Source organism: Streptomyces sp. bgisy159 (assembly GCF_057707805.1).
Window position 1 is genome coordinate 15031 of sequence record NZ_JBYIQX010000059.1, and the last position, 24395, is coordinate 39425.

Annotated in this window: 23 protein-coding genes, 2 pseudogenes and 1 CRISPR repeat array; of the genes and pseudogenes, 12 read left to right on the plus strand and 13 right to left on the minus strand. The window is 71.1% G+C overall.

Annotation, left to right across the window (positions count from 1 at the left end):
• Positions 1-25: 25 nt before the first annotated feature.
• The 9 genes and pseudogenes from casB (at position 26) to AC3ET3_RS33245 (ending at position 9490) form a co-directional block, all read left to right on the plus strand.
• Entirely contained in the window at positions 26-673 is a 648-nt protein-coding gene (casB, locus tag AC3ET3_RS33205) for a type I-E CRISPR-associated protein Cse2/CasB (RefSeq protein ID WP_435613470.1), read from the plus strand.
• Positions 670-1797: a type I-E CRISPR-associated protein Cas7/Cse4/CasC gene (gene cas7e / locus AC3ET3_RS33210; protein WP_435613471.1), complete on the plus strand. Its 1128-nt coding sequence runs from the start codon at positions 670-672 to the stop codon at positions 1795-1797. The genes casB and cas7e overlap by 4 nt, the downstream gene beginning before the upstream one ends.
• Entirely contained in the window at positions 1794-2615 is an 822-nt protein-coding gene (gene cas5e, locus AC3ET3_RS33215; RefSeq protein ID WP_435613472.1) for a type I-E CRISPR-associated protein Cas5/CasD, read from the plus strand. Before cas7e ends, cas5e begins: the two co-directional genes overlap by 4 nt.
• Positions 2612-3262 (plus strand): type I-E CRISPR-associated protein Cas6/Cse3/CasE, encoded by a 651-nt coding sequence (gene cas6e, locus AC3ET3_RS33220; protein ID WP_435613473.1) that lies wholly within the window; start codon positions 2612-2614, stop codon positions 3260-3262. Before cas5e ends, cas6e begins: the two co-directional genes overlap by 4 nt.
• A gap of 62 nt (positions 3263-3324) precedes the next feature.
• Positions 3325-4272 carry a type I-E CRISPR-associated endonuclease Cas1e gene (cas1e, locus tag AC3ET3_RS33225; RefSeq protein ID WP_435613486.1) on the plus strand — a complete coding sequence of 316 codons (948 nt, stop codon included), beginning with the start codon at positions 3325-3327 and terminating at the stop codon, positions 4270-4272.
• Positions 4272-4589: a type I-E CRISPR-associated endoribonuclease Cas2e gene (gene cas2e, locus AC3ET3_RS33230; RefSeq protein ID WP_435613474.1), complete on the plus strand. Its 318-nt coding sequence runs from the start codon at positions 4272-4274 to the stop codon at positions 4587-4589. Before cas1e ends, cas2e begins: the two co-directional genes overlap by 1 nt.
• A 17-nt stretch (positions 4590-4606) precedes the next feature.
• Positions 4607-7526: direct repeats of the CRISPR family, unit length 29 nt; unit sequence GTCCTCCCCGCCGACGCGGGGGTGTTCCG.
• Positions 7527-7696: 170 nt separating this feature from the next.
• Positions 7697-8253: pseudogene (locus AC3ET3_RS33235) on the plus strand (transposase); the annotation flags it as partial.
• Between the two features lie 601 nt (positions 8254-8854).
• Positions 8855-9103, plus strand: a complete 249-nt coding sequence (locus AC3ET3_RS33240) for an antitoxin MazE7 (protein ID WP_358868805.1) — start codon at positions 8855-8857, stop codon at positions 9101-9103.
• A 3-nt stretch (positions 9104-9106) separates the two neighbouring features.
• The gene (locus AC3ET3_RS33245) at positions 9107-9490 is read left to right on the plus strand and encodes a toxin Doc (RefSeq protein WP_432158752.1); all 384 of its coding nucleotides are present in this window, start codon (positions 9107-9109) and stop codon (positions 9488-9490) included.
• Here the strand turns inward: AC3ET3_RS33245 and AC3ET3_RS33250 are convergent.
• On the minus strand, positions 9418-10122 hold the full coding sequence (locus AC3ET3_RS33250) for a hypothetical protein (protein ID WP_435613475.1): 705 nt from the start codon (positions 10120-10122) through the stop codon (positions 9418-9420). The two genes, AC3ET3_RS33245 and AC3ET3_RS33250, sit on opposite strands and share 73 nt — an antisense overlap.
• Before the next feature lie 341 nt (positions 10123-10463).
• Between AC3ET3_RS33250 and AC3ET3_RS33255 the strand changes: the two genes are divergently transcribed.
• Together AC3ET3_RS33255 and AC3ET3_RS33260 are read left to right on the plus strand one after the other, a co-directional pair.
• On the plus strand, positions 10464-11195 hold the full coding sequence (locus AC3ET3_RS33255) for a prepilin peptidase (RefSeq protein ID WP_435613476.1): 732 nt from the start codon (positions 10464-10466) through the stop codon (positions 11193-11195).
• A gap of 127 nt (positions 11196-11322) precedes the next feature.
• A complete protein-coding gene (locus AC3ET3_RS33260; protein WP_432158749.1) occupies positions 11323-12528 on the plus strand; it encodes a hypothetical protein in 1206 nt (401 codons plus the stop codon).
• Positions 12529-12598: 70 nt separating this feature from the next.
• Here the strand turns inward: AC3ET3_RS33260 and AC3ET3_RS33265 are convergent, their stop codons facing one another.
• The 10 genes from AC3ET3_RS33265 to AC3ET3_RS33310 form a co-directional block, all read right to left on the minus strand.
• On the minus strand, positions 12599-12958 hold the full coding sequence (locus tag AC3ET3_RS33265; protein ID WP_488191844.1) for a phytanoyl-CoA dioxygenase family protein: 360 nt from the start codon (positions 12956-12958) through the stop codon (positions 12599-12601).
• A gap of 472 nt (positions 12959-13430) precedes the next feature.
• A complete protein-coding gene (locus AC3ET3_RS33270) occupies positions 13431-15560 on the minus strand; it encodes a phosphoketolase family protein (protein WP_435613478.1) in 2130 nt (709 codons plus the stop codon).
• Positions 15550-16200 (minus strand): L-threonylcarbamoyladenylate synthase, encoded by a 651-nt coding sequence (locus AC3ET3_RS33275; protein ID WP_319274996.1) that lies wholly within the window; start codon positions 16198-16200, stop codon positions 15550-15552. The genes AC3ET3_RS33270 and AC3ET3_RS33275 overlap by 11 nt, the downstream gene beginning before the upstream one ends.
• A 25-nt stretch (positions 16201-16225) precedes the next feature.
• The gene (locus tag AC3ET3_RS33280) at positions 16226-17002 is read right to left on the minus strand and encodes a phytanoyl-CoA dioxygenase family protein (RefSeq protein ID WP_435613479.1); all 777 of its coding nucleotides are present in this window, start codon (positions 17000-17002) and stop codon (positions 16226-16228) included.
• Between the two features lie 68 nt (positions 17003-17070).
• Positions 17071-17856: a class I SAM-dependent methyltransferase gene (locus AC3ET3_RS33285; RefSeq protein WP_435613480.1), complete on the minus strand. Its 786-nt coding sequence runs from the start codon at positions 17854-17856 to the stop codon at positions 17071-17073.
• A gap of 30 nt (positions 17857-17886) precedes the next feature.
• Positions 17887-18546 carry an HAD family hydrolase gene (locus AC3ET3_RS33290; protein WP_435613481.1) on the minus strand — a complete coding sequence of 220 codons (660 nt, stop codon included), beginning with the start codon at positions 18544-18546 and terminating at the stop codon, positions 17887-17889.
• On the minus strand, positions 18543-19004 hold the full coding sequence (locus AC3ET3_RS33295) for a hypothetical protein (protein ID WP_435613482.1): 462 nt from the start codon (positions 19002-19004) through the stop codon (positions 18543-18545). Before AC3ET3_RS33295 ends, AC3ET3_RS33290 begins: the two co-directional genes overlap by 4 nt.
• Positions 19004-20050: an enolase C-terminal domain-like protein gene (locus AC3ET3_RS33300; protein ID WP_435613483.1), complete on the minus strand. Its 1047-nt coding sequence runs from the start codon at positions 20048-20050 to the stop codon at positions 19004-19006. Before AC3ET3_RS33300 ends, AC3ET3_RS33295 begins: the two co-directional genes overlap by 1 nt.
• Positions 20037-20510: a hypothetical protein gene (locus tag AC3ET3_RS33305; protein ID WP_435613484.1), complete on the minus strand. Its 474-nt coding sequence runs from the start codon at positions 20508-20510 to the stop codon at positions 20037-20039. Before AC3ET3_RS33305 ends, AC3ET3_RS33300 begins: the two co-directional genes overlap by 14 nt.
• 184 nt (positions 20511-20694) lie before the next feature.
• Positions 20695-21524, minus strand: a protein-coding gene (locus AC3ET3_RS33310) for an IS5 family transposase (RefSeq protein ID WP_370466146.1) whose coding sequence is annotated in 2 segments (ribosomal slippage) — positions 20695-21188 and positions 21188-21524 — 831 coding nt in all. Because the reading frame shifts where the segments join, the coding sequence is not laid out codon by codon here.
• A gap of 153 nt (positions 21525-21677) precedes the next feature.
• On the opposite strand from AC3ET3_RS33310, the gene AC3ET3_RS33315 reads away from it, so the two are divergent.
• A complete protein-coding gene (locus AC3ET3_RS33315) occupies positions 21678-22265 on the plus strand; it encodes an Imm21 family immunity protein (protein ID WP_435613485.1) in 588 nt (195 codons plus the stop codon).
• Positions 22266-22278: 13 nt separating this feature from the next.
• On the opposite strand, the pseudogene AC3ET3_RS33320 reads toward AC3ET3_RS33315, so the two are convergent.
• Together AC3ET3_RS33320 and AC3ET3_RS33325 are read right to left on the minus strand one after the other, a co-directional pair.
• A pseudogene (locus tag AC3ET3_RS33320) lies at positions 22279-22426 on the minus strand (IS5/IS1182 family transposase); the annotation flags it as partial.
• A 295-nt stretch (positions 22427-22721) separates the two neighbouring features.
• A complete protein-coding gene (locus AC3ET3_RS33325; protein WP_432158337.1) occupies positions 22722-24305 on the minus strand; it encodes an ATP-binding protein in 1584 nt (527 codons plus the stop codon).
• Positions 24306-24395: the final 90 nt, after the last annotated feature.

Genomic DNA, 24395 nt, shown 5'->3' on the forward strand with positions numbered 1-24395 from the left:
CGTCACCCCGTCCCAGGGATGTCTCATGACCGATTCCGTGTCGGCGGCGCCTGCTGTTCCGCCGAACTCTTGGACCGTCCGCGTCGCGGACAAGTTCGTCGACCACGTGCACCGCTTGTGCGAGTCGACCCAGACCCGTGCCGCTCTGCGCCGGGGCCTGGGCCTGCCGGTGGAGCGGTGCAACTACATGCACCGCTACCTGGTGCCGTGGCTGCGGGACAACGGCGACCCCCATCATGGCGACGTCCGGCGGGCCTACTACGCGGTGGCCTCACTGATCGCCGCCCGCCCCCGCTCGGCGCGCGACGCCGCGCCGAACGAGACCGCGTCGCTCCCCTGGTACGAGCGCCCGAACCTCGGAGCCTCTGTGGGCCAGGCCGTCAAGAAGGGCGTGCTCAAGGAGAACTCCGCCGAGAGCGCCCTGCACCTGATGGCACGGCAGTCCGCCGACGCCATCCACTCGGGCCTGCCCGCCCTGACCCGACACCTGCTCAACGGCGGCATCCCTGTGGACTGGGCGGTCCTCCTGGAGGACCTCGCCCGGTGGAACCGCAGCCGCGACCGCATCGCAACCCGCTGGCTAGAGAGCTACTTCCGCACCTCGACCGGCGCCACCGAGCCCACCGACTCCGCCCCTGCCACCCCCGATCTCGCCGAGGAGAACGACCGATGACTCTCTACCTGGACCTGAGCGCCCTGCAGTCGGTGCCCGCCGCCAACCTCAACCGCGACGACCTCGGCTCCCCCAAGCAGGTGCGCTACGGCAACGCTCCCCGTATCCGGGTCTCCAGCCAGTCCTGGAAGCGGGCCATCCGCCTCGGCGTGGAGCAGGACCTCGGGGAGAAGGCCGCCCGCACCCGCCTGGTACCGGCGAAGGTCCAGCACGCCCTGGAGAGCGCCGGCTGGCCCACCGATCTGGCCGCGTTCGCCGGAGCGCAGGTCGCCGCGAGCGCCGGAAAGAAGGGCATCGGCACCGAAGCGGCCGGCCACACCTCGGTACTGCTGTTCCTCCCCGAAGCCGCCATCGACGAGCTCGCCGCCGTGTGCGCCGAGCACCGCCAGGCCCTGGAAACCGGCATGGGCAGGAAGAAGCCGGGCCAGCTGCTGCCGCCGCAGACGATCGAGAAGATCCTCAAGCGGCGCACTGCCTCCATCAGCCTTCTCGGCCGCATGCTCGCCGAGCTCCCGGACGCCAACGTGGACGGGGCGGCCCAGGTCGCCCACGCCTTCACCACCCACGCCGCCGAGCCGCAGCGCGACTACTTCACCGCCGTCGACGACTGGCTGGGCGAGGCCGAGACGGGCAGCGGCCACCTCGACACCGCCGAGTTCAGCGCCGGCGTCTTCTACCGGTACGCGACCGTCAACGTCGCCGATCTGCTGAACAACCTCGAGGGCGACGTCAAGGCCGCCCGGACCGTACTCGGCTCCTTCGCCGAGCACTTCCTGCTCTCCCTCCCGCAGGCCAAGAAGAACAGCACCGCCCCGCACACCGTCCCTGACCTGGCCTACCTCGCCGTGCGCGAGCACCGCCCGCTCTCCCTGGCCGCGGCCTTCGAGACCCCCGTCACCGGCGACCGGCAGGGCGGCTTCTCCCAGCCGTCCCGCCAGGCCCTCGACACCTACGCCGGCAACATCAACCGCCTCACCGGCAACCGCAACCGCCGCTTCCACGGCCACACCATCATCGACCCCGCCGAGAAGTACACCGGGCTCGGCACCGCCCACGACTCCTTCGACCAGCTCATCGACGCCGCGATCGCGGCCGCCGTACCTGCCGCCCAGGACCAGCAGTGAGCGGGCTCCTGCTGCGCCTGGCAGGGCCCCTGCAGTCCTGGGGCGAACGGTCCGCGTTCACCCCGGTGCGCGACACCGCGCCCTTCCCGACCCGCTCGGCGCTGATCGGGATGTTCGCCGCGGCCGAGGGCATCGGCCGCGAGGACACGGGCCTGGAGCGCTACCAGGATCTGCGGCTCACCGTCCGCGTGGACCGCCCGGGCATCCGGCTCGTCGACTACCACACCGTAGGCGGTGGCTTCCCCAAGGACCGCACCGCCGCCACCAGCGGAGGCAGCAACAAGGGCGCCGCCGTCATCACCCGCCGCCACTACCTGTCCGACGCCGTGTTCGTCGTCGCCGTCACCGCCCCCGAGGAGACCGTCGACCGCCTCGCAAACGCCCTCAGCCGCCCGCACTGGGCGCCGTACCTGGGCCGCCGTTCCTGCGTGCCCGACGAGCCGTTCCTCCTGCGCCGCCACGTCGACAACCCCGAGGAGGAACTGCGCACCCGGGTGCCGCTCAGCCGGACCGCACCCCGGATGAGGAACGACCCCGGCGAGGAGACCGGGACGATCCCGGTGGAGTTCCTCCGGGAACAACCCGCCCCGGGCCGGCCGGCACCGGACAGCGGCGGACCCGGCGACACGGCACCGGCCGACGCCGTGGACACCATTGACGTGAACGACGTACCGGTGAGCTTCGCCCAGCACGGACGCAGCCATACCGGCCGGCGCCTCCACCGCACCGTGGAGCCCGTACCCCGCGACCTCGCAGGCCCCCAGGACACCTTGATCCAGCGCCTGATCGACTACGCCCACCTCGAGGAAAGCGCATGAACGACCACCCGGTGCTCGCCCGCATCCGCCTCAACCCGCACAGCCGCGACGTGCAGCGGGACCTGCGCGACGCCACCCAGATGCACCGCACCATCATGCGGATGGCCCCCCACAATCTCGGCGACGCCCCCCGGCGGCAGGCCGGACTGCTGTACCGCCTGGACGAGACCGACACCTCCAGCACCCTCCTCGTCCAGGCCGCCCAGCTCGACCCGGCACGCCTGCCCACCGGCTACGGCCAGACCGACATCAAGAGCCTCGGCCCGATGTTCACCGCACTGCGCAAGGGACTCGGCGTCCGCTACCGCATCGTCCTCAACCCCGCCAAACGAGAAAGGCTCTCCCTTCAGGAGAAAGGGAAGCGCGGGCGGATCGTGCCGCTCTCCGGTGCCGACGCCGACCAGTGGTGGCTCCGCCGGGCCGCCGAAGCCGGCCTCGACCTGCACGTCCTGACCCCCACCGGCACGGAACCGGCCCGCCCCCGAGGGCAGAACGCCTCCCGCATGCGGCACAGCCTCCTGCGCTACGACGGCACCGCCACCGTCACCGACCCCGACGCCCTGCGCGATGCCGTCACCCACGGCATCGGCCGCGGCAAGCCCTACGGCGCCGGCCTCCTCAGCCTCGCCCCCGCGACAACCTCGTGAGCGCATCACGACGCGGCGGTGGGGGAGACGCACGCAGACGCCTCGCCGCCCCCACCCTCGCCATGCTCCCCCGCGTCGCGGACTCCCTGTCCTTCCTCTACCTCGACATGGTCCGCGTCGTGCAGGACGACACCGGAGTGTGCGCACAGATCCAGATGGACAAGGACCGCACCGACCTCGTCTACATCCCCACCGCCGCCCTGTCCTGCCTGCTCCTGGGCCCGGGCGTCTCCATCACCACCCCGGCCCTGACCACCCTCGCCCGCCACGGCACCAGCGTCGTCTGCGTCGGAGCGGGCGGCATCCGCGCCTACGCGGGCATCCTCCCGGACTCCCTCACCACCCACTGGCTCGAACAGCAGGTCGCGACGTGGGCCGACCCGGCACGACGCCTCGAGGCCGCCGTCCGCATGTACCGGATGCGCTTCAAAGACACCGACGTACCGGAATCCGTCACCCTGGACCAGCTCCGCGGCATGGAAGGCCAGCGCATGAAGGCCCTCTACAAGATCCTCGCGCAGCAGCACGGCATCGGACGTTTCCGCCGCAACTACCGGCCCGACCAATGGGAGACCCAGGACCCCGTCAACCTCGCCCTGTCCGCCGCCAACACCTGCCTGTACGGCGTCGTCCACGCAGCCCTGCTCGCCCTCGGACTCTCCCCGGCCCTCGGCTACGTCCACACCGGCACCCAGCATGCCTTCGTCTACGACATCGCCGACCTCTACAAAGCCGACATCACACTCCCCCTCGCCTTCGCCCTTCACAACTCCGACAACCCCGAACAGGAAGCCCGCCGCCGCTTCCGCGAAGACCTCCGACTCCTACGCCTTCTGCCCCGCATCATCCAGGACATCCAGTCCCTGCTGGCCCCACCCCGCACGACCACAACCGACAACGACACCGACGAAGAACGCTCCGAACGGCATGACGCACGGATGGTCCACCTCTGGGACCCCAAAGCCGGAGTCCTCCCAGCAGGCGTCAACTACGCCAACGGAGGCGACTGATGCCCTCCATGGTCGTCATCGCCACCACTGCGGTCCCCGACCACCTGCGAGGCGCCCTCAGCCGATGGACCAGCGAAGTAGTGCCCGGCATCTTCGTCGGCAGCGTCTCCGCCCGCATCCGCGACGAACTCTGGCACATCGTCACCGAAGTCGTGGGCAACGGCGCCGCCATCCTCGTCCACCCCGCCGCCACGGAACAGGGCTACGCCATCCGCACCGCGGGAACCCGCCGCCGGGTCCCGGTCGACTTCGACGGACTTACCCTGATCCGTATGACCGCCGCACCAAAGGTAAAGGAAACGCAATCCCCTTCTTAAGGCACAGGTCAGAAAGGGTCCTCCCCGCCGACGCGGGGGTGTTCCGATCATGGTGCACGCCCTCGACGTGCCGGAGCGGTCCTCCCCGCCGACGCGGGGGTGTTCCGTCCATCGCGCTGCGCACCGGCACCCAGGCCGGGTCCTCCCCGCCGACGCGGGGGTGTTCCGGCTGGACCTACCGCGGCACCGCCGCCGACGGCGTCCTCCCCGCCGACGCGGGGGTGTTCCGCCGCAGAGGCGGCCGAGATGCCAGCTCATGTGGTCCTCCCCGCCGACGCGGGGGTGTTCCGGTGACCGCGGTGTTCCCGGCCACGACCCAGTTGTCCTCCCCGCCGACGCGGGGGTGTTCCGAGGTGCGGGCAATGTCCCGGGCGAGGGGCATGGTCCTCCCCGCCGACGCGGGGGTGTTCCGCCGCCACCGACCAGCCCGGCGCCGCCGCGATCGTCCTCCCCGCCGACGCGGGGGTGTTCCGGCCGCCGCGCACGTGCAGACCCACACGCAGCAGTCCTCCCCGCCGACGCGGGGGTGTTCCGACGTGGGCCTTGGGGGCGTCGTGGTCGGTGGTGTCCTCCCCGCCGACGCGGGGGTGTTCCGACGGGCACCAGCAGCGCCAGCACCCAGATCACGTCCTCCCCGCCGACGCGGGGGTGTTCCGCCGCACCGGACGGGCCGGACGCCGCCGCTTCAGTCCTCCCCGCCGACGCGGGGGTGTTCCGTTCGCTGCCCTGGTCGTCGTCGACGGCGACCGGTCCTCCCCGCCGACGCGGGGGTGTTCCGCGGCGGGGTGGACGGCGGAGGACCTGGCAAAGGTCCTCCCCGCCGACGCGGGGGTGTTCCGCAGCAGCGCTGACCCGGCCCTGCCCGTCGTCCGTCCTCCCCGCCGACGCGGGGGTGTTCCGCCACACACGGCCACACGGACGGCCCCACCGCCGTCCTCCCCGCCGACGCGGGGGTGTTCCGCCGTTGAGCGTGGACAGGGCCAGCAGGAGGACGTCCTCCCCGCCGACGCGGGGGTGTTCCGCCTTCAGCAGCGCCTGCAGCGCGACAGCGTAGTCGCGGCGGTAGGCCACGTCGTAGTCCTCCCCGCCGACGCGGGGGTGTTCCGGTGCCGGTGACGGTGATGGTGGTGGCGCCTGCGTCCTCCCCGCCGACGCGGGGGTGTTCCGGCAGCGAGCAGGTCGTCGAAGCGAAGCAGAAGGTCCTCCCCGCCGACGCGGGGGTGTTCCGACACGACCCGGGGCCGCGCTGAGGCGCTCGTCGTCCTCCCCGCCGACGCGGGGGTGTTCCGCCGTGGCCGAGTTTGGGGAGTGCGTCGCGGAGGTCCTCCCCGCCGACGCGGGGGTGTTCCGACCTTCTTCCGCTTCTGTGCGGCCTCCAGGGCGTCCTCCCCGCCGACGCGGGGGTGTTCCGCCGATGTAGGAGCCCAGGAAGGACTGGATCTGGTCCTCCCCGCCGACGCGGGGGTGTTCCGCCCGACGAGCGCCGGCACGTCCACGCCATCACGTCCTCCCCGCCGACGCGGGGGTGTTCCGGACAAGCTGAACGAGTTGAAGTCGGCTGCCTCGTCCTCCCCGCCGACGCGGGGGTGTTCCGTCCGCGAGGAGCAGGAGCCGCTCCATGGCGGAGTCCTCCCCGCCGACGCGGGGGTGTTCCGGTACCCGTGCGCAGGTGGACGCAGAGTTTGAAGTCCTCCCCGCCGACGCGGGGGTGTTCCGGCCGAGCGGTGTGGAAGACCGCCCGGCCCGAGGTCCTCCCCGCCGACGCGGGGGTGTTCCGTGGGCGGTGTACTCGTCTTCGTCGTAGACGTAGTCCTCCCCGCCGACGCGGGGGTGTTCCGCTCCCCGAGTCGCCCCGCCACCCGAGATGACCGTCCTCCCCGCCGACGCGGGGGTGTTCCGACCGGATCGTCCTCACGGGGGCGGGCGGCGAAGTCCTCCCCGCCGACGCGGGGGTGTTCCGCCCTCGCGGAGGCCCTCGACAAGGTTGCCGATGTCCTGCCCGCCGACGCGGGGGTGTTCCGGTGCTGCGCATCCGGCCGCCCCGGTGGGGCCGGTCCTCCCCGCCGACGCGGGGGTGTTCCGTGCCCGAGGGCCCTCACCGCGAGGAACGCGGCGTCCTCCCCGCCGACGCGGGGGTGTTCCGACGGCGGGGTGATCCGCGTGGACAACGCCGGAGTCCTCCCCGCCGACGCGGGGGTGTTCCGTCGATCGGGGTCTTCGGGGCGGGCATCTGGCCGTCCTCCCCGCCGACGCGGGGGTGTTCCGCTTGAGGACGGTCGTCCAGCCCGAGCCGACGAGTCCTCCCCGCCGACGCGGGGGTGTTCCAGGTGGCGATGATCGCGTCCTGCCGTTCCCGCGTGTCCTCCCCGCCGACGCGGGGGTGTTCCGGAGTTCGGCGACCTGCCGCCGCTGTACTGGCAGTCCTCCCCGCCGACGCGGGGGTGTTCCGTATCTCGACGCCAACGGGCCCGAGCCTGCCGCGTCCTCCCCGCCGACGCGGGGGTGTTCCGTACGGCTTCGGGTCCTGCTTCACCCACACCTCGTCCTCCCCGCCGACGCGGGGGTGTTCCGACGTAGTCGTCGCCCAGGTCACCGCACATGGCGTCCTCCCCGCCGACGCGGGGGTGTTCCGGCTGCGCCCTCGACGAGGTCACCGACTGGCGCGTCCTCCCCGCCGACGCGGGGGTGTTCCGGTGCAGCCGGGCGAGCCTCCCCGGCAGGTCCAGTCCTCCCCGCCGACGCGGGGGTGTTCCGCTCCAGGCCGTGCGGAAGAACTACCCGACGACGTCCTCCCCGCCGACGCGGGGGTGTTCCGACGGCGCAGGGCGGGAACGTCGCCCCGTTCGAGTCCTCCCCGCCGACGCGGGGGTGTTCCGATCCTCGACAGGCTGCTGTCCGGGCTCCTTGAGTCCTCCCCGCCGACGCGGGGGTGTTCCGCCTGCCTCGCCGACGCCCTGGAGCGTGAGGGCGTCGGTTGCGTCCTGGGAAGTGGTGTACGGCTTCCCACCTGATCCGGGTCTTTGGCCTGGCGTCGGAGTGAGGGCCCGGATATGAGAACGGCCACCGGCTGATCTTCGAGATGTCGAAGCTCGAAGGAGATCAGCACGATGACCGCACCGGACAGTCTGCCCCTGCACGCCCTCGCCGAGGAGAACCTTGCCGCGGCGAGTCCCGATCTGCTGCGCGCGATGATCAAGACGTTCGCCGACGCCCTCATGTCTGCCGAGGCTGACGCCCTCTGCAACGCCGAATACGGCCAGGTCAGCGACGAGAGAGTCAACCACCGTAACGGCTATCGCCCACGCAAGTGGGACACCCGCGCCGGGTCGAGAAGCTCGCCGAGTCCCTCGGGGTGACGCAGTTGTCGAAGTCCCAGGACAGCGCGATGGCCAAGCACCTGGACGAGCAGGTCACCGCCTTCCGCAACCGGCCCCTGGACGCCGGCCCGTACTCGTTCGTCTGGGTCGACGCGCTCACCCAGAAGGTCCGCGAGGGCGGCCGCATCATCAACGTCCACGCGCTGATCGCGGTCGGCGTCAACGCCGACGGCCACCGCGAGACCCTCGGCCTGGACGTCGCCACCGCCGAGGACGGCGCCGGCTGGCTGGCCTTCCTGCGTTCCCTGATCGCCCGCGGCCTGTCCGGCGTCCAGCTCGTCATCTCGGCAAGGCTGTAGCGGCCGTCTCGGAGTGTAGTGAGGCGCTGGAGGCTGGCAGCCCATGCGGCCGTGGCCCGTACGCGGGCGGCAGCGGCAATCCGCCAGGTGGGGCCGCACTGACCACAAGATCGCCATCTGCGCCCGGCTGGCGCGACGTACCGTCAAGATTCGGGAGAGCGTCAGCGACGCGCTGACCGGGCGGCAGCCCATAACGTGTCCAGGCCTGCCATCACCAGCGCCGGACACCGGACACCGGACCATCATCCACGGAGCCCCGCCCCGCGCGGGGCGGCGGCCATTCCGGGGCTCGCCAAGATGTAGGTTCCGGGTCCGGGCGTCGGAGGCCACTGTTTTGACCAGCGGGTTTCCGGCTGGTCCCGTTCTGTATCGTCGGGTCGCTGTCCCGCCCCGATGTCGGTTTCCTCGGGGCGGGAGCTCGATGCGGCGGAGCAGCGGGCGTTTCACCTGCGGTTTCCGGGTGCGGTGTCGTCCGACACCGCACCGACATCGGAACCGGGATTCCGACACGGCAAACGGGATCCACACAAGAGGAATGTCCACAACCATTAGGTAGCGCGACGCGTATACCATGCGGGATACTGCGGGTATGGCTGAAACCACTGTCAAGGTCGACACGAGCACCAGGGACACCCTGCAGGGCCTCGCCGCTGCCGAAGGTCTGTCTGTGAAGGCCTACCTGGCCAAGGTGGCGGGGGAGAAGGAGCAGGAGCGAGCCCTGCAGACAGCGACCGCCGCTTTCCGCCGCGCGATCAGCGAGCCCGGCGTGATGGACGCCTTCGATGCCGAGTTCGGCGGGCTGCCGCCCGTCGCTCACGACACCTCGCGGGCGGCCTGACCTGTGCCTCCTGTCGTGTACGTCGACTACCGGTGGTTCCTCGAGCGCCAGGAAGAGATCCTCCGGAACGACCTGACCGTCAACGACTTCTCTGTGCTCGTTGGCATGGCCCAGCGCCACCGAGTCGACCCGCCCCGGCACGATCAGCACCATCCCGACGCTTTCTGGCGGGCTGCGGTCATGTTGGAGGAGTGCGTGCTGCTGCGCCCACTCCCGGCCCGCAACGAGGTGTACGGATATGGCGTCGCAATCGCCTACCTCGAGGCCTCCGGAGAACGCGTGGACACGAAGTTCGAGCTCTGGCGGGAACTGATCTACGACATCCGGGGCTTGCGGCTGGACTCGTACGGCATTGCCGAGAGGCTGCGTTCCTGGCGCCAGGCCTGATCCTGGCCGGTGCTCCGTCCTCCACGGAGAATCGACGGTTGCTCGCTCGGCGGACCGGGCCACGTGCGTAACCCCACATCGACCCATCTGTGGAAAGCCCGCGGAGTCAGCCAACGCACGTTGCTGGCCCTGGCGTTCTTCGCCCGCGCCTCGGGAATCGCGATCACCTCGCCGTGCCGGCCGACCGCCGATCGCATGACCACCGGGCTCACCGCGATGTGTCCGTGGGCCGTCGCCCACCCGTAGAGGCGGGTGACCGCCGCGAGGCCCCGGTTCCACCGGTCCGGACCCACCTTGTTCGGGTTTCTCGGAGACCGGGTCCGCCAGTCCTCGAAATCCCAGAGATCGTCTGCCGTGGCCTGGGTCCAGACCTTGCCCCGGGCCCACAAAAAGTTGAACAGCACGCAGTAGTCCGTCGCATAGTTCCGCTTCGTCTCCGGCTCCAACCGCGCGAACGACGACCGGCAGAGGTACGTGCCCAGCAACTCGTCGATCCGGCAGTCCGGCGACAACAAGATCGGGTCTCCCGGATGGATCCCCATGCGCTCCTCCCTTTCCGACAAGTCCGTCCAGTCCGCCAACTCCGGCACGCGATCGGGTTCGACGACCCGCTTGTCCGGCACCCAGTACACACGCCAACCAGGCACGTTCACCCCTGTTAGATCCGCTTCAACACGTAGATCCAACAGGGAAGACGTCCACTACGAGCAGCTTGTGCGCCAGGCGCGCGAGCTGCACGAGGATCCGACGGTGTACGCCGGACGCGTCTTGGCCCAGGAACTCGACAAGGCGCGGTTCCTCGGAGGCAGTGCTCTCTTCCTCAGCACGCCCGGTGTCCGGCGAGGAGTTCGCCAGCCGGTTCGGCCCGCAGCCCGGCGCGGCCGCGTCCGCGGCGTAGGGCGGGCAGCGACGTAGTGGATCTCTTGGTAGTGCCGTCCTAGCCCGGCACCGGCGAGACCCTAAGCTCCGTCCGGTGGAGACGTTGCTGATCATCACGGCTGCCGCCTTGTGGGGCTGCGGCGCGGGCGTACTCATATCCCGTCCCGCGTACCGGTTCTCCGTGCCGCCCGGGGGGCCCTGGCGATCGGCCTGCCCTGCCGGCCATCCCCTCACCGGAATCGGCAACGGCTGGCTGGGGCGTGCTCGCTGCGCCGCCGGGCACGCCTACGGGCCGAGCACGTTCTCCGTCGTGTCCGTCACGGCCGTGGTCTGCGCGCTGCTGGCAGCCGTCACCGGAGCCCGCCCCGAGCTGGTGGTCTGGCTGCTGCTCGCCCCGGCCGCCGTGCTGCTCGCCACCGTCGACTTCGCGGCGCATCGGCTGCCCGACGTGCTCACCCTGCCGCTCGCTGCGGCCGCGCTCGCCTTGCTTGGCGTCGCCGCGGTGCTGCCCCGCGCCGGCGGCAGCTGGACGGCCGCGTTGCTCGGCTCCCTCATCCTGGGGGCCCGCTACTTCGTGCTCTTCCTGCTCAGCAAGGGCTTCGGGTTCGGCGACGTAAAACTCGCCCTCGTCCTGGGCGCTGTCTTGGGCTGGTACGGCTGGCCGATCGTCCTGGTCGGGACGTTCGCTGGGTACCTGTTCGGCGCGCTGTACGGGATCGGCCTGATGCTCGCGGGCCGGGCCGACCGTACGAGCAGGATCCCGTTCGGCCCGTTCCTGCTCGCCGGGACGCTGGCCGGCGTGCTCCTGGGCTCCCACGCCTCCTGAACCCCGGCTCCTGGAGCCAAGGGGCCGCTGGAACGGGTGTTTTGTACTGATGGTGCACAGGGCCGGCTTCGTGCTGACTAGCCTGGGATCGCGCCGTCGCGGGCGGCTGCACGGTGAGAGGAAGTCGATGACCGATCAGACAACCAGGTCTCATGCCAAGGCGGACCCCAGCACCCTGACGTTGGAATTCCGGCATGTCCACCGGCTTATCGATCCCTCCGCGGAGGGCGAGCAGACCTGGCAGATCTCCCTCCTCGCCGACGACGAGACGGTGGCCCGTGTGCGTGCGACGCGCGGCCTGTACTGGAAGGCCCACAACCTTCACGAGCGCATCGCCGACGAGCAGTCCTTCCCCGCAGTGGTGGCGGAACAACTCTTCGACACCCAAGGCCAGTTCACTCCGGAGTACGAGAACTTCGTCGACCTGCCAGGCAACGTCCTCGTGGTCGACGACCTCCACATCGCCGCGCCCTGGGATGACCCCTGGATCGTCGCCGGGCTGACCTCCAGCATCATCGACCGGCTGACCGACAACCAGTACGCGGTGGTCCTCCCCCGTGTCTCCGGCGACACGGAGACGGCCCTCCTCACGGAGGCCGCCGTCCTGCTGAGCGCCGAACCGTTCTCCGACGAACTGCTGATCATCGACACGTCGCTCGCCGCCCCCGAAGAGGCCGCGCACCGTGTCCGCGCGCAGCTGCGCTCCCGCGCCCGCTACGGCGGAGCCGATCCCTTCAGCGAAGACTGGGACGAAGAGGACGACGAAGGGGAGGAGGTCCTCACTGCGCGCACGCGAGCGGTGCTGCACCTGGCCCTTCAACAGCTGTCGGACCAGGCGTGGCAGGAGGTGTCCACGCTGGGGGACCAGCCGGTCCAGCGGAGCGCGGGCGGCCTCTTCGGTTCGCTGCCGCGGGTGACCTGGAACCAAGGCGGCCCCTGGCGGCGGCAGATGGCCCAGGCCTTCGACGACCTGGCCGCCGACTGCTCGTCCAACGCCGAGGTCGAACCGCGCAGCACCGGAGAGGAGATGGCCCTGCACCTCGGCATCGCCCGCGCCCAGGACTTGACGCGCAACCGGCCGCGGCTCGTGTCCGAAGCCGTGGCGGCCCTGCCCGAAGACCGCCGGGATTTCGACTGGGATGCCTGCGCCGATGACCTTTTCCAGGATCACGACGTGTTGATGCTGTTCGACAACACCCTCGACGGGATCGAGGACCCGAGCAACGGCATCCATCAGGCCATGGGCATGGTCAACCTCGCCCCGAACGAGTGGTTCGCCCCGTTCGACTCCGACCAGGGTCGCGACCCCGATCGCGGCTTCCGGAACCCGTGACCGCAGCCCGCTGCCGAGTGGGCCGTACGTCGTGGCATGGGCCGGGACCGGAGCCAGGGGCGGCCGCAGGTCACTGAGTGGAATGCCACCAGCTGCGCAGGGGCGCGGCACCCGCGCCTTTGGCGAGGGAACCGTCGGGGTTGCGGTCGGGCATGCCGACGAGCTGCCGCTCGATCGGGCTGAGGGCGGGATCGGCGAGCAGGTCGGTGGCTGGGTCGTCGACCGGGTGGAGCCACCGGTAGCCGTACTGGAGCATCAGGGCGATGCGGGGACGGCCCGAGAGGTTGATGCCGCTGGCGTGCCAGGTGCGGTTCTCGAACAGCACGGCGTCGCCGTCCTTGAGGTCGGGCGTGAGCGCCCCGACGGGATCGGCCGCGCCGTCGGGGATGCCGGGTTCCTCGGTGAGGAGGTGGCTGCCCGGCAGGAACATGGTGAGCCCGCAGTCGCCGGTGATGGGGTGAGGTAGTGGGCGACCTTGATGGCCATGCGCGGCGTGTGGTCGAAACCGAGGTCGGCGGTCACGCCGTACATGTCTCGGTGCCATCCGGGGCGTTCGGGGGTGCGGATGGTGCGCGGCGGGCCGGAGGGCAGGGCGATCAGGTGGGCGGAGAGCAGGTGCAGGTTGGGGCTCAGCAGGCCGACGACGGTCGGGAGGGTGCGGGGGTTGGCCAGCAGGGGCAGGAAGGCGCGATGGAGGTTGAGGCAGCCGCGGAAGCCGTCTTTGCCGTCGCCTCCTTGGTCGCGGCCGCGGGTGATGTCGCTGGAGAGGAGCTGCTCGGCGGCGTTCAGCAGACTCGTGCGGAGAGCTGGGTCGATGGCCTGGCGGATGACGGCGTAGCCGTCGCGGTCGAAGGCGTTGAGGATGGCCGGGTCGGGCTGGCGGGGCGGGGTGAGGTTGGTGGTCATGATGCGGTGGCCTCCGTCGGAAGCAGGGTGTGGGTGGCGAGCTGCCACAGGCTGTCGTCGTCGAGGCGGCAGTGGGTCAGGAGTTGTGCCTGGGTGAGGGGGCGGCCGGGGTCGCGGTAGCCGAGCACGGTGAGGCGGGCGCCGGGATGGCGGGTGCCGAGCAGGGCGTGGACGTCGGATGGGTAGCCGGTGGTGGCCAGGATGACGGGCGCGCGGGTGCCGAAGTGTTCGGTGAAGGCCTTTTCGGTCAGGGCGAGGGGGCGGGTGCCGGCTTCGGCCAGGGCGGTGAGGTCGTGTATGTGGACGTAGCGCAGCCGCAGGTGCGGGTGTTCGGTGCGCAGGCGGCGGGCGAGGGTGGTGAGCCGTTCGGCGGGCAGGTCGCCGGCGGAGGCCAGGACGAGGTCGGGCTCGCCGGGGTCGGGGTGGCTCAGGTGCGGCCAGCGGGCGATGCCGTGGCGCAGTTCCTCGTCGAGGGTGTCCAGGGGGTGCTGGGGTGTGGGGTGTTTGCCGGCGATGACGAGGGTGCAGCGCTCGAGCTTGCGCAGGGCGAAGGTGAGGGCCGCGGCTGTGCGGGCGGGGTCGGCGGGGGTGAGGACGTGGACGGTGGGGTCGCCGGTGGCCAGCAGGGCGGAGGTGAGGGCGGGGTTTTGGTGGGTGTAGGTGTTGTGCCAGCCGAGGCTGGTGAGCAGGTGCACGATGCTGGGCAGCGGGCCGAGCTGGGCATGGCGGCGCAGGGCCCGGTGCTTGAGCTGCTGCTGGATGAGGCTCGCCGTGATGGGGGCGAACGCCTCGTAGCCGACGATGAGGGCGTCCCGGCCGGTCTCGGTGTAGCCCTGGGCCCAGGCGTGGCAGATCTCCTCGCTGAGGATCTCGACGACCCACGGGAGGGGCTGCCCGTGTTCGTTGGTCAGGTCGATGCGGTTGGAGGCGAGTTCGTCGGGGCTGAACACTCGGAACGGGCCCTGGCCGGCGCGGGCGCGGAGTACCGCCGGGATGGCTTGCGGGAAGGGGCGGTTGGTCGCTGCTTCGGCGACGTGGGTGCTGGCCGCGATGCAGCCGCGCGGCGGCTCGAGCACCCTCTGCTGGGCGGGGACGGTGGGCAGGGCGGCCAGCAGCAGGGTGCGCGGGCGGCCGTCGGGGGTCAGCAGCCGCCCGGGCCGGTAGGAGGTGAGCCACCGCTCCAGAGCGGTGAACTCCTCCGGGCATTGCGCCGGTCGCGCCAGCGGCGTCTTGTGGACGGCCGGGGTCCCGGCGATCGGGCGGCCCGCGACGTGAGTGGGAGCGCCGTGGCCCTTGCCGAGGGTCAGGACGAGAACGCTGGCCGGGCCGGGTGTGCCGAGCGGGCGGGCGGCCTCAAGAGCGTCGGTGAGGGCGCGGCGAAGGTCAGCGATGCTGTGGCCGTCGCTGTAGAAGGGCCGGTGGCCGAGGCCGGTGAAGTAGGCGTCGAGTTGGGGGCGGGTGAGCGTGGACAGCAGGCTCGGGCCGCCCATCTTCTGTCCGTTGAGGAGGACGACGGGCAGGACGGTGCCGTGGCGGCCTGTGCCGGCCAGGGCGCGGGCGGCGAGCCAGGCGGCGGCGGTGGTGCCGGTCTCGCATTCGCCGTCGCCGATCAGCGCTACGGCCAGGCGGTGGGGGGCGTCCAGGACGCTGCCCTGGGCGATGGCGAGAGCGGGGCCGAGCTGCCCGCCGGTGTGCGGTTGGCCGGGGATGAGGGGGGTGATCTCGCCGCCGAGGTCGGTGGGGAATCCGGTCACGAGCGTGTACAGGCCTTCGGCGCTGTGGGCGAGTTCGGGGTGGGCGGCGCCGAGGCGGCCGGTGAGATAGGCGTGGGCCAGTGCCGACGGTCCGGCGTGGCCGGCGCCATGCAGGACGAGGACGTCGTGGGTGTCGGGCACCGTCTTCTGCAGGGGACCGAGGGCGGCGAGGACGCGGTTGACGGGCGGGCACACGCCCCAGTGCCCGGCCGGGCGGGGCTTGATGTCGGCCCGGGTGAGGGGACGCTCGAGAAGCGGGTTGTCCCGCAGGTAGAGCTGGGCGAGGCACAGATAGTCCAGGGCGTCGGCGACGGCGGCCACCGAGGTGTCGGGAACGGTCTGTGCCGTGGCACGGGCCAGGTCAGCCCACATCGGATGCTCCCTCGGTCAGGGCCGCGGCGATGGCCCGGGGATGGACGGTTCCTTCGCGGTGCAGGCGGGCGCTCTGGCCGTGGGGGCAGTCGACGATCGTCATGTGCCGGCCGTGCGGGCAGATCCCGCCGTCGACGACGGCGGCAATGTGGCCCCCGGTCTGCGCGTTGAACGCGGCGACGTGGTCGGCGGTGAGCGCGGGGTGGTCGTCGGCCGTCGCGGCCGGGGTGGAGATGCTGCATGCGGCCGCGGACAGCGGCTCGCCGGTCAGGCGGAGCAGCTGTCCGAGGATGCCGTCGGGGCAGCCGACGAGTGCGGGGGCGCCGATGGCGGGCAGCCGGGCCGCGTCCGCCCGCCACGGCAGGCGCAGTGCCACCTCGCCCGGCCATAGGTGCTGGGCGAGGGCGCACGCATCCCTGCTGAACAGGAAGCGCGCCTGGGCGGTGGGTAGGGCATCGAGGAGGAGCAGCAGCGGCTTGTGCTCGGGGCGCTGCTTGATGCGCAGGATGGTCGCGGCCGCTGCCGGATCGGCGGCGCGGGCGGCCAGCATGTACCAGCGCGGGGTGGGCACGGCCACCACGGCGCCGCTGGTGAGCAGTTCGGCTGCCGTGTCGAGCTGGGTGGTGGTCAGGATGTCCATCAGGGCTCCCGCTCGGCTTTCGGCGTCAGGAGCCGGGGTGGGTTTCGGCGGCCAGGGCGGCGAGCCCGGGATACTCCAGCCACGGATCGGTGAGGGCGGCCTCGGCGAGGCGGGCATGGTCGGCGTGCCGGATGCGGAAGTAGGCCATCACCCGGGGCACCGGGCTGGTGTTGATGCCGACGCGGTGCGGCACGAGGTGGTGCATCACGATGACGTCGCCGGGTCGGGCGGTCAGCGCGGTGCCCTCCTGGCGGGCGATCTCGTCCGGGGTCTGCGCTGCCTGCCCGCGTGTCCATTCCTCGGCGAAGTAGCGGGCCATGCGCTGGTGGCCGCCGGGCAGATAGTGCAGGGCGCCGGCCTCGCCGGTGGCGCTGCCGGACAGGACGACGCCGGCGATCAGGGTGAAGGTGTTGAGGTCCTCGGGATGCAGGTGGGGGCACGAAACTCCGTCGACGTGCATCGCTTTGACCGGCTGCTCGGCGCCGTCCGGTAAGCGGATCTGGATCTGTGCCGTGGTGACGGGGATGGCGGGAGCGGGATGGAGTAGCTGGGTGACGAGCTCGTGCAGCCCGCCGTCGTGAAACAGGCCGAGCAGGTCCGGATGGCTGGCGAGGTCGGGGGCGAAGGTCTGGTTGGTGTACGCGGTCAGCCGGGTGGGGTCGTAGTGCTCGCGCATCCAGGTGTCGACGAGATGGGCGGCGGGCTGCAGGAGCTCGTCGGGAATCATCCCGCGGCGTATCAGGACGCCATCGGCGACGAAGGCGTGCAGTTCGTTGAGGGTGACCGGGGCGGGAATCGGCATGGCGAACCTCCGGGAAGCGAGTCGAGGAGGGCGGGGACGGCGGGTCCCCGCCCGTAGGCGTTGCAGGGTCAGGGACGGCGCGCGATCAGGACGTCGAAGCGCGCGTGCTCGATCAGGCCGCCCGCGTCGGTGTGTTCGCTCAGCAGGGCGAGGGCACGCTCCTCGAACTCCTGCAGTCGGTCACCGAACAGGGGACGGGAGGCGAAGGACGTCGAGTACAGGTAGCCGATGACCGTCTGCGGGGTCCAGGGCCGCTCGACGTCGATGGCGTGCTCCTCGATGTGGGCGAACGCGGACTCGGCGAGGATCTCCCGGTAGGGACGGTCGTGCGCCGCGTACGTCTTGTCCTTGCCCGCCCGGCGTGCGGTGCCGGTGTATTCCTGGATGAGGGACCGTAGGGCGTCCGTCCATGCCGAGCGGGCCGTCCAGAGGCTGCCGTCTCCCATGACGACGACGGCGGCGTCCTTGGCCGTGCAGCCATCGAGGAGCGACAGTACCGCCGGCTGGTCCATCCAGTGGAAGGCGCGGCAGACGGTGACCATGTCGGCCGCCCAGTCGGCGTGGGGCGGGACGAACTGCTCGGCTGGTTTGTTGTGCAGACGGATCGTCGTGTCGGGCAGGCCGGCCAGAGCCTTGTCGGCTTCCGCCAGCATGCCGGGGTCCCGTTCGACGACGTCGATCTCGGCGAAGGCCTCATGCAGGGCGGCGGGCACCTGCCCCGTTCCCGATCCGAGGTCGAGGAGCACCGGGTGCTGCTTGCCAGCGACCGTCTGGCTGAGCAGGCGGACGGCAGCCGCGGGGATACCGGGCCGGTAGGTGGCGTAGTAGGGGGCGGTGTCAGCGAACTCGCTCATGATGTTCTCCTCGTGGTGGTGGGCGAGGCCTTAGATGGCCTGCTCGATGTGGGTGACCGCCGTGTCCAGGTCGGGAACGGTGCGCACCCGTCCGGGATGGGCGGCCAGCAGCCGCCGGGCCTCGGGGCCTGGGGTAGCTGAAGTGATCCACAGCGCTTGTGCGCCGGCAGCGAGAGCGCCTTGCACGTCGCAGGCGAAGTTGTCGCCTACGTGCAGGACCTCGGACGCCGGAACGCCATGGAGGGCGGCCACCGTTAGTACAGCCTGCGGATCGGGCTTGGCGAATCCGAGTCGCCAGGACGGGTAGTGGCCGGCGAGATGCGGTGCCAGTAGCGCCGCCAGGTCGCAATCATTTTCGTCCCAGTATGTGACGTTCGACAGGGTGACCACCGGCACGCGGCGCGCGATCCGGGCGACCGCATCGCGGGCGCCGGGCCACAGGGTGAAGGGCTCGGGCCGGTGCTCGTAGGGGAACGCGGCCGGATCCACCTCCAGGGCCTGGCAGAGCGTCCGGATCGCGGCGGTGTCCTCGGGAGGGACGTGGTGCAGGTGTTGCTGAACCAGCTGCTTCGCCTGCTCTTGGGGCAAGGGGGAGAGCGCGGCCAGCCGCTGGGTGAGCGTGGTCCCGGTGGGGGCGCCGAGGGTGTAGCCGACGTCCAGGCTCACCAGCCGCACGCGGTTCGCGTTCACCGCGCCTCCGCAAGGGCCGTGATGATCGCGTTGATCCGCTGCTCTCGCACCGGGCTGCCCTCCCGGGCTTCGGCGAGGAAGGTCAGCAACTGGCGGGCCTCCGGCTCGCTCCATGCGCCCGTGTCGATGCCCGCCGCCGCGGCGGCCAGGGCAAGGTCCTCGGGGATCAGGGGCGGCCGCCATCCGTGCGGCAGCATCAGGGTGCCGGTGAAGGCCTGCCCGTCGTGGGCTGCGGGCAGGTCCTGGCCGGGCAGCGGGGACAGGACGGTGACGTCGTCGAAGGTGAGGATCCGTACCTGCAGGCGGTGCGGCACCGGGGCGTCGCCGAGGACGAGCGTCGCGGTGAGGAAGGTGGCGTGGCCCGTCAGCCGCTCATCGAGGACGAACAGATGCGTGCGGCCGCGGCGTTCCTGCTGCGTGCCGGTAACCGGCAAGTCGCCGGTGCTGGCCGGTGCCATCAGCAGCGCACCTCCAGCCCCAGCCCCGGGCTCTCGGGCAGGGCGGCCCAGCCGTCTTCCGGCACGACCGTGCCCGACAGAACTTGCTGCCGCTTCGGCTCCCAGACCACCTGGTACTCCACCGGCCCGGCCAGGTACGGGAAGGCCGCGGCGACGTGCAGGGCGGGCAGGAACGCCCGACCGTGCAGGTGGACCGGCGCGCCGGCCTGCTCGGCCAGCGCCATCCAGGTGCAGGCTTCGGTGATACCTCCGCACCACGCCACATCGAAGTTGAACGCGGCCGGCCCGAGCTCCAGCAGTTCCCGGGTGTGGGCCGCGTCGCTGACGCGTTCGCCGAATGCAACTGGAAGCGGGCACTGTGCGCGCAGTTCGCGGTAGGCGGTCCGCTCGGTACGCGGCAGAGGATCCTCGACCCACCGAACGGCGCCCGGCGGCAGCAGGGACGCCAGGCCGGCCGCGATCTCCACGTCCCAGGTGCCCAGCGCGTCCAGCGCGACAGGGGCGTTCGCCCAGGAGGCGGCGCGGCCGGCCAGCGCGGCCATCTGCTGCACGTTCTGGCTCCGGCGCATCGACCATTTGGTGAACGCGAATCCCTGGACGGCGGTGCTGCGTACGGCCTCGGCGGCACCATCGTGCTCGAGATCCAGGGAGAGCCATGATCCGTACACCGGCACGCGGGATGCCGGGGTCTCAGTCAGCAGGGCGGCCACGGGCAAGCCGGTGAGCTTTCCGTGCAGATCCCACACCGCGCAGTCCACCGCGCCCGCCGCCCAGCGGCCCAGGCCCGCCCCGTGCGGGCCAAGTCGGGCCAGCAGCCGCGCAAGGAGCCCGGCGTGGTCCGACACCCGGCAGCCGATGACGGTGCGGCCCAGACCGGCGGCGACCAGCGCAGCTGGCATCTCATCCACCGGCCCGAAGACGCCGGTCATCCCGGCCGCCCTGGCGACGACCGCATGCCGGCTGTCGCCCTCCTGGAACGGGCCGGTCACCGATTCGGGCAGACACACGACGCGCACGTCGTCGATGACGACGTCAGCCGCGCGCATCGAGCAGTTCCTGGCCCGCGTAGGTGAAGTACCACAGCGGCCGGTAGCACTCCCAGCCCACCGGCCGCAGTCCGGTCGGCGCCATGGCCTGCTCAATCGCCTGTCGGGCGGCCAGGTAGTAGTCGAGGGTCTCGGCTCCCGCCACCCGCAGGCCGGCCATCAGCGGGGTGTGGGCCTGGAACACCTGGAAGTTCGGGAAACAGGTCGACACCTCCGCCATCGCCCCGATGCCTTCGACCATGCGGTCCATGGGGTCCAGGCCGACGATGTACGTGTAGGACGTGTCCAGTCCGCGGGCCAGCGCGCGGGCCAGCAGATCCGGCATCTGCTCCGGCAGCAGGCTGGCCTTGGTGTCCTTGAGCATCACCGGGCGGCGGGTGAAGCACTCCGCGGTCAGACGGAGCACGAACGGGGTGACCTGCTCGGCCAGGGCGTCGAAGGCCGCGTCCGTGCGCAGCACGGAGGTCAGGAACCCGATCCTGGCCGTGACGCCGGCGCGGGTCAGCGCGGCGCGCAGAGAGACCAGGTGGGACAGGGCGGCTTCCTCCCGCTCGAAACAGCCGGTCGAGACGGTGACTTCCGTCAGTTCGGAAAGGTCGTGGCGGGGGTGCTGCTCGACGAGGGCTAGGAGCTGTCTTCAAATGTCACGCCCACATCAGGAGCGAGGCGAGGGTGACGGCTGCCTCGTAGGACTCGGCGGTCTTGTCGTAGCGGGTCGCAATGCCGCGCCACTGCTTGAGCCGGTTGAAGCACCGTTCCACGACGTTGCGCCGCTTGTAGAGCTGCTTGTCGAAGCTTGGCGGGCGCCCGCCCCTGCTGCCGCGCCGGAGCCGGTTGCGGACCTGGTCGGCCCGCTCGGGGATGGTATGGCCGATGCCGCGACGCCGCAGCCAGGTACGTATCGCTCGGGAGCTGTAGCCCTTGTCGCCCAGCACGTGAGCGGGCCGCACCCGGGGCCGCCCCGGCCCGAGTCGGGGCACCCGGATCGCCTCCATCACGGCGGTGAACTGCGTGCAGTCGTTGGTGTTCCCGCCCGTGAGGGTGAAGGCGAGCGGACGCCCGAAAGCGTCGCAGGCCAGGTGAATCTTGCTGGTTAGGCCACCCCGCGAGCGTCCGAGGCAGGGGCTGCGGCGCCCCCTTTTCGGGCCCCGGCGGCATGCTGGTGGGCACGTACGACGGTGGAGTCGACCGACACCAGCCACTCGATGTCCCCTGCCGCATCCGCCCGTGCCTGCGCGGCACGGAGCATCCGTTCGAAGGTGCCGTCCAGAGCCCACCGGCGAAAGCGGGTGTGCAGCGACTGCCACGGCCCATACCGCTCAGGCACGTCCCGCCAGGCCGTGCCGGTGCGGAACTTCCACACGATCCCGTTGAGCACCCTTCGATCGTCCAACCGCTTCCGCCCCCGCAAGGACGCAGGCAGCAGCGGCCGAACGAACTCCCACTCCTCATCGGACAGTTCATGGCGACGTATCACCCGACCATGATCCACCACTCAAGATCAATTGAAGACACGACCTAAGGGCTGTCCCGTAACTGCTGCTTGCCACCGGCGCTGCGCCTTTCCCCGTGCTGGGTTCCCTTGAGCGCGGGGACGTTGTCAGTGGGCGAGGGCACACTGACGTGCATGATCACCTCTTCATCCACCGCAGACGATGCCTCCGGCTCCTCCCTTGTCTGGGTGGAGTCGATGGGCGGCCCTTTGATCGTCGTTCCCGTCTCCGCCCTGGCCTTCTGGGGCGGGTGTACGGAGAGTGGACTTATGGCGGGAGACGCCACCGCCGCAGACGACTACGACCGGGCCTGCGCGGTGGACGATCTGGCTGGTGTGATCCCCCTCGACGAGAACGGTGTCCAGGCACTGGTGCTGGCGGACGAGCCGGCGACCAGCTGCTATCTGCCCCAGCACCGAGTGTTCCTGCGGTGGCGCGCCGCCGAAACCGAGGCCGGATTGAGAGCCGCGGCGGACACTGTGCTTGTAGACCCGGCCACAGTGTGGGAGGAGTGCGGCACCTGGGTATCGGACGGTCCGGCCGTGCTCATGGACTCCGCCGAAGCGGGTTCCGACCTGGGCGTTGAGTACCCCCACGGCGGGATGCCCGCCCAGGCACCGGTCCCACTGCCCGCCGGCCGCTGGAGGGTCCGCGCCGCCCAGACCAAGGTGGACGAGGAGAACTGGGTCGGCCTGGTCCAGCTCCTGCCCGCCGAATCCTGAACGCCGGGTGCGGTCAGTCGCGGCGCGCAAGGTCGTGCAGATGGGCGATGCCGAGCATCGCGTGGTGCACACCATCGCCTGAGGCGGCCGTCGCGCAGGATCTTCCAGGTCTTCAACCGGGCGAAAGCATGCTCGACCCGAGCGCTGACCATGCGGTGAGATGCTGTCGTAGCGGACGGCAGCCCAGCGCATGAACTCCAGGCTGTTAGCGTTGTTTTTTCCGCGAGAACTACCGGGACCCCTCCCAGGTACGCGAGTCTCAGCAGCACGACCGATCATCATGCCGCGCCAACGGGCGCCGCGCGATACCGGCGACTCGATCGGCCTCAGCCAACGCCGAAACCCGATCCCACCTGCGTGGATGAGTACTCGGCAAGGGCACCGTCCCGTGCTGCTCCGGGAACACGGCCACGGGAGGAGGATTGGGGGGCGCTCCTGACTGAGGTCTCCCGGCCGTCAGGCGCGCAGCAGGGTGACGGTGCGCCCGGAGGGCGTGGTCTGCTGCGAGAAGGCGGTGCGCTCGTGGACCGGGGCTGCCTGCGGGCGGGTGTCGAAGACGACGAGGGTGCCCGTGGGCAGCTCCATGCGGTCCAGGTAGTCGTCCAACTGCGCCAGCCCTTCGGCGAGGGGGTCGGTGCGGCCCTGGCGCCACACCTTAAGCTCCAGCGCCTCGCGCTGCACCGTCCGCGAACCGTCGGCAGCGGTGTAGGGCTGACGGATCAGCAGGTCGACCCGGCGGCGGCCGACCCCGTACTCACGGTCGATGAAGCCCGCCCCGTTCACGATCCGGTGCAGGTAGGCCATCATCACCAGCTGCGCCGCGGCCTCGGGGTAGGTCGAGGCGGTGGCCAGGATTTCGCCGTTCTCCCGCCAGAACTCCGCGAACGAATGCAACAGCTTGTCCATGTCGATCCGGCCGTCCGGCAACCGGAAGCTGCTTGGGGCGTCGACGACCTGGCTCTCCGTGTTGTTTCCCAGGACGCGGACGATGACTTCCTTGTAGATCGGGTTGGCCACCCTCACCGGCGTGTCCGGGGCGACAAGGCCCAGGTCGCGCACGTAGGCCAGGTCGTCGTCGTAGGTGTCCGTCGGCAGCAGCAGCTCACCGGCGATCAACGGCTGGATGATCCGGCGCACCCGGTCCTCGCCCAGGCGCGCGGCCAGCGAGTCCAGATGCGTCGCCCGGGCCAGGATCAGCCGCTCCTTCGCCTCGTCCACGTGCTCGGCCGTGACCGGCTCTGACAGCGGAACCCGCATCCGACTGGTGATCTCATAAGCCAGCGCGTTGACCAGCCAGGGCTGGCCCTGCGTGCACCAAAAGGCGCGCCGGACCGCGTCCAGGGTGAACTCCTGACCGGTCTCCGTGATGTGCTGCCCGTACAGCTCGGCGACCTCGGCCTCGGTGAAGTCACCCAACCGCAGCGAAGCGACCTTGATGTTGAACGGACTCGACGTCCCCAGCCTGCCCGCATCCCCGCCCGAGGCCGCCTTGTAGTCACGCACGTCCCGCAGCCCGCACAACGCCACCGCGTGCGGGAACTGATCGCGTACGTCGGTATAGCCGTCCCGCAGCTGACGGAGCACACTGCGCAGACTCTGCCCCTGCAGCGCGTCAATCTCGTCGAAGACCAGCACCAGCGGACGCGGACAGCTCCGCGCCCACTCCATCAGTCCCCGCTTGAGCCGGGCCCCAGGCGCGTCATCCGGCCACGGGCTCGGGGGAGCCAGCTCGTCCGGCAGCCCGGCCGCCTCGGCGGACTGCCGGATCGCGCTCAGCACCAGCAGCTCCGCCCGCTCGATGTCCTGATCCGCGGCCTCGGCCATCTCGCAGGAGAAACGCAGCGCCGCGTACCGGCCCGAGGCCGTCAGGTCCCGGGCCATCGCCGCCAGCGCCGTGGTCTTGCCGGTCTGCCGGGGCGCGTGCACCACGAAGTACTGGCCTTGGTCCACGATCTCGCGGGCCTGCGGCAGCCGCTCCTGGGCCGACAGCATGTAGTGGCGCGTGGGGAGGCACGGCCCTGCCGTGTTGAAGTAGCGCACGGCACCCACGCTATCCGACAGCACCGACAACCTTCAGGCGCGTGGGACGTCGGAGGTCTGCCACGGCGGAGCTGTCGCGGATCCACGGCT